Here is a 13,086-nt window from a genome sequence, read left to right on the forward strand (position 1 = left end):
GCATCGCGCCGCGGGTGCGGCGCCACGCGGCGGCGCTGGCGGTGGCGCCCCCTGTCGTGCGGCTGAAGGATACGCGCAGCCGCTGGGGCAGCTGCGCGCCGGATGGCACGCTGGCCTTCTCCTGGCGGCTGGTGATGGCGCCGGGCTGGGTGCTCGACTCGGTGGTGGCGCATGAGGTGGCGCATCTTTCCGAGCGGAACCACTCGCCACGCTTCTGGGCGCAGCTCGGCCGCCTGGCGCCGCGCCACGAGGGCGCGCGGGAGTGGTTGCGCCGGCACGGGCCGGGGCTGCTGCGCATCGGCTGAGGCCGGCGGGCAGGGCGCCAGGCGGGGCGAGGAGGGGGGAAGGGCGCTTCCCGCCCGGCGGCGGCCCTGCCATACCGGCGGCGCAGCGGCAGCCCGTTGCCGCGCAGGGAGACCCGCCATGATTCTTCTCGTCACCGGGGCGAGCGCCGGGTTCGGTGCCGCCATCGCCCGCCGCTTCGCGCAGCAGGAGGAGGGCGCGCGCATCATCGCCGCCGGCCGCCGGCAGGACCGCCTGGAGGCGCTGGCCGCCGAGCTGGGCCGGGAAAAGGTGCTGCCCCTGGTGCTGGACGTGCGCGACGGCGCCGCCGTCGCCGCCGCCATCGCCGGCCTGCCGCCCGCCTGGGCGGAGATCGACCTGCTGGTGAACAATGCCGGCCTTGCCCTCGGCCTGGAGCCTGCCCAGCGCGCCAGCCTCGAGGACTGGGAGACGATGATCGACACCAACGTGAAGGGCCTCGTCGCCGTCACCCACGCGGTGCTGCCGGGCATGGTGGCGCGCAACCGCGGCCATGTCGTCAACATCGGCTCCACCGCCGGCGAGTGGCCCTATCCGGGCGGCAACGTCTATGGCGCCACCAAGGCCTTCGTCCGGCAGTTCAGCCTGAACCTGCGCGCCGACCTGTTCGGCACCGCCGTGCGGGTGACGGATGTCGAGCCCGGCCTGGTCGGCGGCACGGAGTTCTCGAAGGTGCGCTTCGGCGACGAGGCGCGGGCCGCGGCCGTCTACCAGGGCACCGAGGCGCTGACGCCGGAGGACATCGCCGATGCCGTCCACTGGGTGGCCTCGCGCCCGGCGCGGGTGAACGTGAACACGCTGCAGGTGATGCCGGTCTGCCAGAGCTTCGGCCCGCTGCGCGTGCACCGGGACTAGCGCGGAAGGCGGGCGGCGGAAGGCGGGCGGCCTCAGGCCGCCGCGCTGCCGCGCAGGCCCAGCTCCTCCGGCGGCAGCGGCAGGCCGAACAGGTAGCCCTGCGCCTCGGCGCAGCCCTCGGCATGCAGCAGGGCGCGCTGCTCCTCGGTCTCCACCCCTTCGGCCAGGACCGGCACGCCGAGCCCCTGGCCGATCGCCAGCACGGCGCGCAGGATGGTCATGGCCTGGCGGTTGCTGCCGATCTCGCGCAGGAAGCTGCGGTCGAGCTTGATCTTGTCGAAGGTGAAGGCGCGCAGCGTGCCGAGCGACGAGTAGCCGGTGCCGAAATCGTCCATCGCCACCTGCACGCCCAGCGCCTTGATCTGGCCCAGCATCTCCTGGGCCCGCTCCTGGTCCTGCATCAGGATGGTCTCGGTGATCTCCAGCTCCAGCCGGCCCGGCGGCAGGCGGGTCTCGGCCAGGATGGTGGCGATGGTCTGCGGCAGATCGGGCTGCAGGAACTGCAGGGGAGACAGGTTCACCGCCACCCGGCCCATGCGCGGCTCGGCGGCGGCGGCGGCGCAGGCGGAGCGCAGCGCCCATTCGCCGAGGGTCAGGATCAGCCCGCTCTCCTCGGCCAGCGGGATGAACTCGGCCGGCGGGACGAAGCCGCGCACCGGGTGCTGCCAGCGCATCAGCGCCTCGAAGCCGGTGCGCCGGCCGGTCGCCAGCTCCACCTGCGGCTGGTAGAACAGGCGGAGCTGCCCGTCCGCCAGGGCGCTGCGCAGATCCTCCGCCAGCCGGCGGCGCACCCGCACGCTGGCGTCCATCTCCGTCTGGTAGAAGCAGGCGCCGCCGCTGCGCAGGGTCTTGGCGCGGCGCATCGCCACGTCGGAATCGGCGAGCAGCGCCTCGCCTGTCCTCGCATCCAGCGGGAACAGCGCGACGCCGATGCCGGCGCTGACCAGGATCTCCGAATGCCCGGCCCAGTGCGGCTGGTGCGCCAGCGCCTCCAGCGCGTCGAGCAGGCCGCGCAGCTCGCCCTCGGCCGTGTAGGGCACCAGCAGGGCGAACTCGTCGCCGCCGAGGCGCCCCGCCACGCCGCCGGCCGGCACCAGGACGGAGAGCTGCCGGGCATAGCTGCGCAGCACCCCGTCGCCGGCCATGTGGCCATGCAGGTCGTTGATCTCCTTGAACCGGTCCAGGCCCAGCCGGATCAGCGCCACGCTCTGCCGCGCCCCGCCGGCGGCGCGCAGCGTCTGCTCCAGCTGCTGGGTGAAGCGGGCGCGGTTGGGCAGGCCGGTCAGCGCGTCGTGCAGCGCCAGGTGGCGGATGCGCCGCTCCTGCTCGCGCCGCTCCCGCAGGTCGCGCAGCGCGAAGACGCGCTTGCCGGGGCGCGGCACGTTCTCGCGCACCACCAGCTCCACATCCAGCAGCGTGCCGTCGGCGCGGCGCAGCTGGGTTTCCACCGTCGCCTCCGGCTGGCCCTCCGGCAGGTGCAGCGGCGGCAGCAGCGTGCCGGGCATCTCCTGCCCCAGCAGCTGGGCGCGCGGCAGGCCGACCATCGCCTGGAAGCTCTGGTTGGCTTCCAGGATGCGGCCATCCCGCACGATGGCCAGCCCCTCGATCGCGGAGTCGACGAGGCGGCGCATGCGCAGCATGCCGTCCTCCTCGTTGCGGTGGTCGATCAGGTAGGCGGCGGCGGCGGCGGCCATCACCATCAGCGCCACCAGCCCGACCGTCAGCGCCAGGGCGGCCTGGGTGCCATTGTCGGGCATGTCCAGCGGCAGCGGCAGCACCAGCACCGCCGCCATGCCGGTGAAGTGCAGGAGGAAGATGCCGGTGCCGAACAGCAGCGCGCCTTCCAGGGTGCTGCGCCAGCCGGTGCCGCGCAGGCTGCGCCAGACCGCCGCCATGCCGAACAGCACCGACAGCGCGAGCGAGGCGGCCAGGTAGAAGCGGTCATACGTCACCACGCCGCTGGCGCCATAGGCCAGCATGCCGGTGTAGTGCATGGCGCCGACGCCCGCCCCCACCACCGCACCGCCCAGCAGCGCCGCGCCGCGCGCCGGCCCCACCGCGATGGCGAAGCCGCCGGTGCAGGCGAGGATGGCGATGACCAGCGAGACCAGGGTCAGCAGCGGCTCGAATCCCAGCCGGGTGCCGGGCCCGTAGGCCAGGATGCCGATGAAATGGGTGCACCAGATGGCCGAGCCGCCGGCCATGCCGGCCAGCAGCAGCCAGCCGCCGCGCGACCACGAGCCGGCCTGCAAGGCACGCCGCAGCACGCCCAGCGCCACGACCGAGCCCGCCAGGCACACAATGGCCGCCAGCAGCACCAGCCGCAGGTCATGCTGTTCCGTAATGCACCGGTAGACCTGCATCATGCGCCGCGGCCTTTCATTCTCCTGGCGATCGTCCGGCCGGGACGGCGCCGGCGAAGCTGCATGCTTATCTGAGTGGGCCGGGAATTACCAAAATGTTTGCTGGGAACCCGGCGACGGCGGCGGATGAACGCGCCGCGCGAAAGACCGGCTTTCCTTCTCACGCTCCGGGGCGCGGGCATTGTAAGAAGGCCGCCCATGCCCTCCGTTGTCACGCCCCTCAACCGCTGGCTGCGCTTCCTGGGTCTCGGCCCCCTGCCGCGCCACGAGCCGCGGCCGTGGCTGCTGTTCAGCACCGCCGCCCTGCTGGCCGGCCTCTGCATCGCCGCCTGCTACAGCCTGCTGCGCGAGCGCGTTGTGCAGGACACCGCCGCCCAGGCCGGGCTGCTGGCGCGCGGCGTGGCCGGCGGCGTGGCGGAGCAGCTCTCGCGCGAGCTGCGGGAGGTGGATCTGCTGCTGCAGGACCTCGCCGCCGGCCTGCCCGGCGGCGCGGCCATCGCCGAGGCTGACCCGGCGGAGGCGCTGCGGCCGCTCCTGCCGCGCCTGCGGGCCATGCCGCAGCTGCGCGCCGTCCTGGTGGCCGACGCCCAGGGCAGGGTGGTGGCCGCCCGCGCCGCCGCGCTGCTGGAGCAGGTGGTGGCGGACCGCGAGTGGTTCCGGCTGCTGCGCGTCAGCGCGCCGCCGCTGCGGGTCGGCCAGCCGGCGGCGGGGCGCCTGCTCGGCCCCCCCGGCGGCAGCACCCCGCTCGACATCGCCCGGCGCGGCGGCTGGAGCATTCCGGTGGCGCGGCCGCTGCTGGCGCCCGCGGGCGGCTTCCGCGGCGCCGCCATCGCCCTGCTGGCGCCCGAGCACCTGCTCGGCCTGTCGCGGCAGCAGGGCGCGGCCTTCGGCATGAGCCTGCGCCTGCACAGCGGCAACGGGCTGCTGCTGGGCCGCTCCGATGGCGGGACGGAGGGTATCGGCGTGCTGAACGCCAGCGCCTGGCCGTTCCGCGACTTCCTGCCCCGCCGCGAGAGCGGTGCGTGGGAGGGGCCGGACCAGGACGGGCGCGAGGTGATCGCGGCCTTCGCCATGACCCGCCCGGCCGGGCTGGTGGTGGAGGTGGCGCAGGACCGCGACCTGGCCCTGGCCGCCGCCCGGCGCTGGTCGGGGCTGCTGCTGCTGGCGCTGGGCGGGCTCGGCCTGCTCGTGCTGGCCGCCTTTTGGTTGATGTTCCGGCAGGCCTCGGCGCTGAAGCGTCAGGGCGCGGCGCTGGCCAGGAGCGAGGCCGCCGCCCGTGCCGGCAGCCGCGCCAAGGAGGAGTTCCTGGCGGCGATGAGCCACGAGATCCGCACGCCGATGAACGGCGTGATCGGCGTCACCGGCCTGCTGATGGACACGCCGCTGGAGCCGGGCCAGCGCCGCTATGCCGAGACCATCCAGCGCAGCGCCGAGCACCTGCTGATGCTGCTCAACGACATCCTGGACTTCTCCAAGCTGGAGGCCGGCGCCGTCGCGCATGAGCGGATCGCCTTCGACCTGGAGGCGGAGATCGCCACCATCGTCGAGCTGTTCGCGCCGCGCGCCCAGGCCAGGGGCGTGGCGCTGCTCTGCGACCTGGCGCCGGACCTGCCGGCGCAGGTGCTGGGCGACCCGGGGCGGTTCCGGCAGATCCTGTTCAACCTCGTCGGCAATGCGGTGAAGTTCACGGAATCGGGCTGGATCCTGCTGGAGGTGGAGGCGGTGGCCATGCCGGCCGGCCGGCACGAGGCGGGGCCGTGCTGGCGGCTGAGCTGCGGCGTGCTGGACACCGGCATCGGCCTCGACCCCGCCAGCATCCCGACGCTGTTCGAGCGCTTCACCCAGGCCGATGCCTCGATCAGCCGGCGCTATGGCGGCACCGGGCTGGGCCTGGCCATCTGCCGGCGGCTGCTGGAGATGATGGGCGGCGGCATCAGCGCCGCGCCGCGGCCCGGCGGCGGCAGCGCGTTCCGCTTCCACCTGGAGGCCGGCCTCGCTCCCGCCCTTCCCGCCGCCTCGGGGGGCGCTGCGGCCCCGCAGGCCGGCAACCCCTTGTCCGGGCAGCGCGTGCTGGCGGTGGACGGGCTGGCGGCGCAGCGCGAGATCCTGCAGCGCCAGCTCGAGGCGATGGGCACCGTGCCGCTGGTGGTGGCCGATGCGGCGGCGGCGCTGGCGGCGCTGCGCCGGCAGCGCTTCGCCCTGGCGCTGATCGAGCATGGGGGGGAAAGCCGCTCCGGCCCGGCCCTGGCCAGCCAGATGCAGGAGGCCGCCGGCGCCGCGGCCCCCGCCATGCTGCTCTGCGGCGCCGGCCCGGGAGCGGAGGAGGCGGAGGGCCTGCCCTGCCTGCCGCGTGCCGTCCTGCCGCAGCGCCTGCGGCGGGCCCTGGAGGCGGCGCTGGCGCCGGCGGAAGAGGCGCCGCGCCGGCCCCTGCCGCCCGCCGCCGGGGAGAGCCCCGAGCTGGGCCTGCGCGTGCTGCTGGTGGAGGACAACGCCACCAACCAGCTCGTCATGCGCGCGCTGCTGGATCGCTGCGGCTGCACCGTGGCGCTGGCGCAGGATGGCGGGCAGGCCGTCGCCGCCGCCATGGCGGCGGCCTACGACGTCATCATCATGGATCTGCAGATGCCGGTGATGGACGGGCTGGCGGCGACGCGGGCCATCCGTGCCCGGCCGGGCCCCTGCCAGGGCAGCCGCATCATCGGCCTGACCGCCGCCGTGGGACCGGATTACGAGCGCCAGTGCCGCGAGGCGGGGATGGATGATTACCTGGCCAAGCCGGTGCAGCGCCCGGCGCTGCTGGGCGCGCTGCTGCGGGTGCTGGAATGGCGCGGCGCCCGCATGGCGAGCTAGGGAGCCGCGCCTCCGCCGGCCAGGCCGGAGCGTGCTCCCCGGCGGAAGCGGGGGGGAAGGGCGGGGCCGGCGGCGGCCGGCTCAGCGCGTCGGCGGAGCGGGGGGGTTGCTGCTCAGCGCCACCAGCTCCTGCAGCGTCTCTTGCGCGGCGGTGCCGAGCTGCGGCAGGAGCTGCTCGGGCGGGGTGGTGTCGCGCGGGTTCATGGCCTGCCGGGCCAGGCTTTCCAGCCGCCGCGCCCCGATGGCGCCGGCGGCGCCGGCCAGGCCGTGCGCGCCACGCCGGTAGCCCTCCAGATCTCCCTGCTGCGCCGCCGTGACCATCTGCTCCGCCAGCCGGGCCAGGTCGGCCTCGAAGGTGCGGAGGATATTGACGAAAACCTCCGAGGGGAGGTCCTCGGCGAGCTGGCGGGCAATCTGGGGATCAAGAGCATTCACAACGCGGACCCTTGCAAACCTGCCATGGCCGGTCAACGCCGCCAGGTGTGAGACAGGGCAATGTGATGACAGGAGTTCAGCCCTGCGCCTCCTGCGTCCTGCGGGCACCGCGCAGGGCCAGCTGGGCGCCGAGGGCGCAGCCCGCCATGGTGGCGGCGGTGCCGATTCCTGAGCCCAGCTCCACCGCGCTGGCCAGCAGCGTCATGACCGCGCCGAAGCCCATCTGCAAGGCCCCCACCAGCCCGGAGGCGGTGCCGGCCAGCTGCGGCCGCACGCTGACCGCCGCCGCCACCGCGTTGGGCTGCGACACGCCGTTGCCCAGCGCCACGATGGCCATGGGCAGGAAGAAGATGACGATGGAGAGCGGCAGCAGCGCCTGCGCGGCGATGGCCAGCACCGCGCCCGCGCTGCTGACCACCAGCCCCAGCCGCAGCATGCGCGCCAGGCCGAGCCGCGCCGAGTAGCGGCCGGCGATGAAGGAGCCGCCGCCGAACGCCACCGAGATGACCATGAAGGCGATGGCATAGGCGCGCGGCGTGTAGCCCATGCCGTCCATCAGCACGCGCGGCGCGCCGGCCATGAAGGCGAAGAACACGCCGGTGGTGCAGGTGGTGATGGCGGCGTAGCAGCGGAAGCTGCGGATGCGCGCGAGCTGCCAGTAGGCGCGCAGCATGCCGGCGAGGCCGGGCAGCGGCTGCTTCTCGGCCAGCGTCTCCGGCAGGCGCAGCGCCAGCACGCCGAGCGCCAGGCCGAAGCCCACGCAGGCCAGCATGGTGGCGCGCCAGCCGAAGGCGGTGGTCAGCTCGGCGCCCAGCAGCGGCGCCAGCATCGGCGCCACCGTCATGCCCATCATGACGAAGCCGATCTTGCTGGCCGCCTGGTCGCGCGGGAAGACGTCGCGGATGATGGCCCGCGTCAGCACCATGCCGGCGCAGCCGCCCGCCGCCTGCGCCGCCCGCGCCACCACCACCCAGCCGATGGTGGGCGCCAGCAGCGCCGCCAGCGAGCCCAGCAGGTAGATGGCCAGCCCCGCCAGCAGCAGCGGCCGCCGCCCGTAGCGGTCCGAGAGCGGCCCGTAGATGAGCTGCCCGAGCGCGATGCCGACGAGATAGACCGTCAGCGTCATCTGCGCCGTGGCGTAGGGCACGGCGAAGATCCCGGCCAGCAGCGGCAGGGAGGGGATGAGGATCTGCATGCTGAAGGGGCCGAGGCCCATCAGCAGCGTCAGCAGCCAGGTCTTCGGCACGCGGCGCGGCGGGGGGTGGACGAACGCTTGGAGGTTTTCTTCCTGGACGACGTCGCGTGGGCTCATGCCGCCAGCCTATGGGCTGCGCCGCCGGCGGGCCACCCACGCCCGTTCACCTTTGGTGACGGAGCCATGCGCCCCGCGCAGCCCAGCCTTCCGTGAAGGCGGCGGGGGGATGTCTCCCCCCGGTTGCCGTCACCAGCGCAGGCTGCGCAGCGCCACCTTCGGCGTGACGCCTTCCCGCGCCGCCTCGGCGTCCAGCGCCTCCGGCGTCGGGTTCGGCCCGAAATGGTCGCCCGCCAGCCCGGTCAGCGCCCAGATGGCATCGACGCCGACGGCCTGGGCCCCGGCGAGGTCGGTGTGCGGCGTGTCGCCCACCGCGGCGATGCGGTGCGCCGGCAGGCCGAGGGTGGCGAGCACCGTCTCGTAGACCATCGGGTCCGGCTTGCCGATCTCGATGACCGGGCCGCCGAGCTCCATGTAGCGGTCGGCGAAGGCGCCGGCGCAGATCAGCCGCTGGCCGGCCACCATCACCGCGCGGTCGGGGTTGGTGCAGACCATCGGCAGGCCGGCGGCGGCGGCGGCCTCCAGCATCGGCAGGTAGGGCGTCACGCTCTCGCGGCCATGCTCGAAATCGGGGCCGGTGTTGAGTACGAAGTCGGCCGCCGCGGCGTCGCGCGTCACGCTGATGTCGAGGCTCTCGATCACCGAGAGGTCGCGCTCCGGCCCGATATGGAAGGCGCGGCGGCCGAGCGGCGCGAAGTAGGGGTGGGTGCGGTCGCGCAGCAGTGTCCAGGCCACCTCGCCCGAGGTGACGATGCCGTCGAACAGCTCGGCGCCGAGGCCCATGCCCGCCAGCGCCTCGCCCACCGTCCAGGAGCGGCGCGGTGCGTTGGAGAGCAGCACGATGCGCTTGCGGCGCGCGCGCAGCTCGCGCAGCGCCTCGGGCACGCCGGGATAGGGCTTCTCGCCATCGTGCAGCACGCCCCAGATGTCGAGGATGAAGCCGTCATACGACTCCGCCAGGGGGGCGACGCTTTCCAGGATTTTCATGCGTTGTCGGCTCCCACCGCGTCATGGACATGGGCGAAGCCGTCGCGCTTCAGCAGCGCGGCCAGCTCCCGCTTGATCTGCGGCACCAAAGCGGGGCCGGCATAGGCGAAGGCGGCGTAGAGCTGCACCAGCGCGGCGCCGGCGCGGATCTTGGCATAGGCCTGGGCGCCGTTGCTGACGCCGCCGCAGCCGATGAGGGTGAGGCGCCCCGCCGCCAGCCGGTGCACCCGCCGCAGCAGCGCGGTGGAGGGCTCGAACAGCGGCTGGCCAGAGAGGCCGCCCGTCTCGCCCTTGTGCGCGCCCTTCAGGCTGGCCGGCCGGGCGATGGTGGTGTTGCTGACGATCAGCCCCGCCACGCCGGCGCCCACGCAGGTCTCGACCAGGGCCGGCACGGCGTCATCCGCCAGGTCGGGGGCGATCTTGACCAGCACGGGGGGCTGGCGCGGCTGCGCCGCCCGCGCGGCGGCGACGGCGGCCAGGATGGCGGCCAGCTTCGCCTCGCCCTGCAGGTCGCGCAGGCCGGGGGTGTTGGGGGAGGAGACGTTGATGGTGACGTAGTCCGCCACCCCCGCCACGGCGCTGTAGAGGGCGGGGTAGTCCCGCTCCGGCTCCGCGCCCTCCTTGTTGATGCCGATATTGGCGCCGAGCACGGCGGGGAAGGGGCGCCGCAGCGCCGCCAGCCGGGCGGCGAAGGCATTTACGCCCTCGTTGTTCATGCCCATGCGGTTGATGACCGCGGCATCCTCCGGCAGGCGGAACAGGCGCGGCTGCGGGTTGCCCGCCTGCGGCCGCGGCGTGGTGGTGCCGGGCTCGACGAAGCCGAAGCCCAGGCGCATCAGCGCCGCCACCGCCACCGCGTCCTTGTCGAAGCCCGCCGCCAGCCCGAGCGGGTTGCGGAAGTCGAGCCCGAGGGCATGGGTGGCGAGCACCGGGTCGTCCGGCGTGGCGTCGCGGCCGGCGAGGCCGAGGGCCAGCGCCTTCAGCGCCAGGCGGTGCGCGCGTTCGGGGTCCATGCCGCGCATCAGCGGCATCAGGGCGGAGGCGAGGGCAGGGGTCATGGCCCGCCGCTTGTGCCCCGCCCGGCCGGACAAGGGAAGGGCGGGAATTGACGCGGGCCCCCCGGCGGCCGAGAAGCCCCGCTTCCTGTCCGGACGACGAGGAGGCGTGAAGGGTGCGCGGTTCCGTGCTGATGCTGGCCGCGCTGGGCCTGTTCGCGATGCTGGATACCAACAGCAAGCTGCTCTCCCAGGGCTACCCGGTGGAGCAGGTGGTGCTGGTGCGCCACCTGGTGCTGCTGGCGCTGCTGCTGGGCCTGCGCGCGCTGCGGCCGGGGGTGGGCGGCGCGCTGGGCACGGCGCACCCGGCGCTGCACCTGCTGCGCGCCACCGGCATGTTGGGCTCGGCGCTGGGCTTCTTCCTGGCGCTGCGGCAGATTCCTCTGGCCGAGGGCTATCTCGTCTATTTCACCGCGCCCTTCATGACGCTGGGCCTGGCCCGGCTGGTGCTGGGCGAGCGGCTGCCGGGCTCGGTATGGCTGTGGTGCGGCGTGGGCTTCCTCGGCGTGCTGGTGGCCATGGCGCCGGGGCTGCGCGCGGGGGGCAGCCTGCTGGCCTATGGCTACGCCCTGCTCGGCACCTTCTGCTACGCGCTGGTGATGACCATCAACCGCCGGCTGCGGCACGAGGCGGGGGTGGCGCGGCTGATCCTGTGGTCCTCGCTGCCGGGGGCGCTGGTGCTGGCGCCCTTCGCCGTGGCCGGCTGGGTGCCGCCGGCGGGGCCGGACTGGCTGTTCCTCGCGCTCAACGGCGTGCTGGCCGGCGGCGGCACCATCTGCCTGGCGCTGGCCTTCCGCAGGGCCAGCGCCGCGCAGCTGGCGCCGCTGGAATTCTCCGCCCTGCTCTGGGCGGTGCTGGCGGATCTGGCGATCTGGGGCGTGCTGCCGGCGCCGATGACGCTGGCCGGCGCCGCCATCGTGGTGCTGGGCTGCGTGATGAGCCAGCGGGCCCACCGCGCGCATGGCTGAGGCCCCCGTGGCCCGGCCCGGGCACCGGGTAAGGCGGTAAGGGAGTAAGGGAGTAAGGCGGCCTTGCCGGGCAGGGCGCGGGGCGGCGCCTCAGCGGCGCCGGGGGCCGGCCTCGTTCAGCGCCAGGTTCTGCCGCGCCAGGTCGGCCGCCGCGCTGTCGGGGGCGAGGGCGATGGCGCGCTGCCAGTCGCCGCGGGCGCCGGCGGCATCGCCCTTGAGCTGGCGCAGGATGCCGCGCTCCAGCAGCGCCTCGGGGTTCTGCGGGACGAGCCGCAGCGCCGTCTCGATGTCCTGCATGGCGGCGTCCGTGCGGTCCAGGTGGCGCAGCGCGGCGGCGCGGAACACCCAGGCCTCGGCGCGGCCCCGGTCGAGCGAGACGGCGCGGTTGAGGTCCTCCAGCGCCTCGGCGTAGCGGCCCTGGGCGCCGGCGGCCAGGGCGCGGTCCACCAGCAGGGCAGGGTCGTCCGGCATCAGGGTCAGCGCCAGGGTGGCGGCGCCATAGGCGTGGCCGGGGTCGCCGGCCATCATCCAGGCCTGCGAGGCCTGGGCATAGATCGAGGCCCGCGCCGCGTTGCTGCCGGAGGCGCCGGCGGCCAGCCGCTCCAGCCGGCCGGCGGCGCGGTCCGGCTCGCCCAGCGCCAGAAGCGCCAGGGCCAGGCAGTGGCGGGCGCCGTCGCCGCCGCCCCGTTCCTCCCATTGCATGGCGCGCTGCGCGGCGCCCTCCGGGTCCTGCCGCAGCTGGGCGAGGCAGGCCTCGTAATCCGGCCCGTCCGCCAGGCGCGGCGCCTCGGGCGGCAGCGGCGGCACCGCCTCCGTCGCGGCGGGGCCGGAGGCCGGCGGCGCGGCCTTGGCCGCCTCGGGCGAGGCGGGGGCATGCAGCAGGAAGGCGCCACCGGCCAGCGCCGTCAGCATGGCGGCGGCGAAGACGCCCAGCATGGCATGGCGGAGGGGGGCTCGCATGCGGCGCACTCTAGCCGGGGGGTGGGACCGGCGCCACATGGGGGCGGCGCAGTGCAGGAGATGTTGATGGCGATGCTCGTGCTGGGGCTGGGCTATGCCGGCTCGGAGATCTCGGCGGCGGCGTCGGCGGCGCGGCGGGGGGTGTCCGGCACCCGCCGCGCGCCGCGCGCCGGGGAGCCGGCGCCGCCCGGCGTGGCGGGGCTCCGCTTCGATGCGGCGGGGCCGGCGATCGCCGCGGCCACCCACCTCGTCGTCACCGCCGCGCCGCAGGACGGGGCCGGCGACCCGGTGCTGGCCGCCCATGCGCCGGCGCTGGCCGCCGCCACGCGGCTGCGCTGGGTGGGCTACCTCTCCACCACCGGCGTCTATGGCGACCGCCAGGGCGGCTGGGTGGCGGAGACGACGCCGCCCGCCCCCGCGCAGGAGCGCTCCCTGCGGCGGCTGGCGGCGGAGCGGGCCTGGTGGGCGGCGCTGGCCGGGCGCGGCGTGGCGCTCGACATCTTCCGCACCGCCGGCATCTACGGCCCCGGCCGCAGCGCGCTGGACGAGCTGCGCGCCGGCCGCGCCCGCCGGGTGGACAAGCCGGACCACCTCTTCTCCCGCATCCACCGCGACGACATCGCCGCCGCCGTGCTGGCCGCCGCGACCGGGGAGGGCTGGCGCACCGATGCCCCCCGCGTGCTGCACCTGGCCGATGACGAACCCGCCACCGGCGCGGCGGTCACGGAGGAGGCGGCGCGGCTGCTCGGCCTGCCGCCGCCGCCCCTGCTGCCCTTCGCCGAGGCCTGGGCGGGCATGTCGCCCATGGCGCGCACCTTCTGGGCGGAGAACCGGCGGGTGGACAGCCGCGCCACCCAGGCCGCCCTCGGCCTGCGCTGGCGCCATCCGGACTACCGCGCCGGGCTGCGCGCCATCCTGGCAGGCGAGACGCGGAAACAGGGCTGATGCGCCACCATCGCCGCTGCAAGGGCTGGGCGCAG

Annotated in this window: 11 protein-coding genes; 5 read left to right on the forward strand and 6 right to left on the reverse strand. The window is 75.1% G+C overall.

The genetic code is table 11. The features are described 5' to 3' along the window. Both ACFOY6_RS10725 and ACFOY6_RS10730 read left to right on the forward strand, forming a co-directional pair. Nucleotides 1–305 (forward strand): M48 family metallopeptidase (locus ACFOY6_RS10725; RefSeq protein WP_379650633.1); only part of this gene is annotated, 305 nt, incomplete at its 5' end. A 118-nt stretch (nt 306–423) separates the two neighbouring features. Continuing rightward, nucleotides 424–1,176, forward strand: a complete 753-nt coding sequence (locus ACFOY6_RS10730) for an SDR family NAD(P)-dependent oxidoreductase (RefSeq protein WP_109516851.1) — start codon at nt 424–426, stop codon at nt 1,174–1,176. A 32-nt stretch (nt 1,177–1,208) separates the two neighbouring features. On the opposite strand, the gene ACFOY6_RS10735 is transcribed toward ACFOY6_RS10730, so the two are convergent. Next, nucleotides 1,209–3,542 (reverse strand): bifunctional diguanylate cyclase/phosphodiesterase, encoded by a 2,334-nt coding sequence (locus tag ACFOY6_RS10735; RefSeq protein WP_109516852.1) that lies wholly within the window; start codon nt 3,540–3,542, stop codon nt 1,209–1,211. A gap of 195 nt (nt 3,543–3,737) precedes the next feature. On the opposite strand from ACFOY6_RS10735, the gene ACFOY6_RS10740 reads away from it, so the two are divergent. Then, entirely contained in the window at nt 3,738–6,389 is a 2,652-nt protein-coding gene (locus tag ACFOY6_RS10740) for a hybrid sensor histidine kinase/response regulator (RefSeq protein ID WP_379650635.1), read from the forward strand. An 81-nt stretch (nt 6,390–6,470) separates the two neighbouring features. Here the strand turns inward: ACFOY6_RS10740 and ACFOY6_RS10745 are convergent, their stop codons facing one another. From ACFOY6_RS10745 to ACFOY6_RS10760, 4 genes are all read right to left on the reverse strand, one after another. Then, nucleotides 6,471–6,824 (reverse strand): Hpt domain-containing protein, encoded by a 354-nt coding sequence (locus ACFOY6_RS10745; RefSeq protein ID WP_109516854.1) that lies wholly within the window; start codon nt 6,822–6,824, stop codon nt 6,471–6,473. A gap of 76 nt (nt 6,825–6,900) precedes the next feature. Further along, entirely contained in the window at nt 6,901–8,136 is a 1,236-nt protein-coding gene (locus tag ACFOY6_RS10750) for a multidrug effflux MFS transporter (protein ID WP_109516855.1), read from the reverse strand. A 129-nt stretch (nt 8,137–8,265) separates the two neighbouring features. Then, a complete protein-coding gene (locus ACFOY6_RS10755) occupies nt 8,266–9,123 on the reverse strand; it encodes a TIGR01459 family HAD-type hydrolase (protein ID WP_379650638.1) in 858 nt (285 codons plus the stop codon). After that, a complete protein-coding gene (locus ACFOY6_RS10760) occupies nt 9,120–10,181 on the reverse strand; it encodes a quinone-dependent dihydroorotate dehydrogenase (RefSeq protein ID WP_379650640.1) in 1,062 nt (353 codons plus the stop codon). Before ACFOY6_RS10760 ends, ACFOY6_RS10755 begins: the two co-directional genes overlap by 4 nt. A 113-nt stretch (nt 10,182–10,294) precedes the next feature. Between ACFOY6_RS10760 and ACFOY6_RS10765 the strand changes: the two genes are divergently transcribed. Next, a complete protein-coding gene (locus ACFOY6_RS10765) occupies nt 10,295–11,146 on the forward strand; it encodes a DMT family transporter (RefSeq protein WP_379650642.1) in 852 nt (283 codons plus the stop codon). Between the two features lie 90 nt (nt 11,147–11,236). On the opposite strand, the gene ACFOY6_RS10770 is transcribed toward ACFOY6_RS10765, so the two are convergent. Continuing rightward, nucleotides 11,237–12,106: a tetratricopeptide repeat protein gene (locus ACFOY6_RS10770; RefSeq protein WP_379650644.1), complete on the reverse strand. Its 870-nt coding sequence runs from the start codon at nt 12,104–12,106 to the stop codon at nt 11,237–11,239. A gap of 66 nt (nt 12,107–12,172) precedes the next feature. On the opposite strand from ACFOY6_RS10770, the gene ACFOY6_RS10775 reads away from it, so the two are divergent. Then, nucleotides 12,173–13,051: a Rossmann-fold NAD(P)-binding domain-containing protein gene (locus ACFOY6_RS10775; protein ID WP_379650646.1), complete on the forward strand. Its 879-nt coding sequence runs from the start codon at nt 12,173–12,175 to the stop codon at nt 13,049–13,051. Nucleotides 13,052–13,086: the final 35 nt, after the last annotated feature.

It is taken from the genome of Teichococcus aestuarii (genome assembly GCF_042651065.1).
Lineage (GTDB): Bacteria > Pseudomonadota > Alphaproteobacteria > Acetobacterales > Acetobacteraceae > Pseudoroseomonas > Pseudoroseomonas aestuarii.

Coding starts and splice junctions, on each gene's coding strand:
- ACFOY6_RS10770 (WP_379650644.1), bottom strand. CDS start 12,106: ATGCGAGCCCCCCTCCGCCATGCCATGCTGGGCGTCTTCGCCGCCGCC.
- ACFOY6_RS10730 (WP_109516851.1), top strand. CDS start 424: ATGATTCTTCTCGTCACCGGGGCGAGCGCCGGGTTCGGTGCCGCCATC.
- ACFOY6_RS10750 (WP_109516855.1), bottom strand. CDS start 8,136: ATGAGCCCACGCGACGTCGTCCAGGAAGAAAACCTCCAAGCGTTCGTC.
- ACFOY6_RS10735 (WP_109516852.1), bottom strand. CDS start 3,542: ATGATGCAGGTCTACCGGTGCATTACGGAACAGCATGACCTGCGGCTG.
- ACFOY6_RS10740 (WP_379650635.1), top strand. CDS start 3,738: ATGCCCTCCGTTGTCACGCCCCTCAACCGCTGGCTGCGCTTCCTGGGT.
- ACFOY6_RS10760 (WP_379650640.1), bottom strand. CDS start 10,181: ATGACCCCTGCCCTCGCCTCCGCCCTGATGCCGCTGATGCGCGGCATG.
- ACFOY6_RS10775 (WP_379650646.1), top strand. CDS start 12,173: ATGGCGATGCTCGTGCTGGGGCTGGGCTATGCCGGCTCGGAGATCTCG.
- ACFOY6_RS10755 (WP_379650638.1), bottom strand. CDS start 9,123: ATGAAAATCCTGGAAAGCGTCGCCCCCCTGGCGGAGTCGTATGACGGC.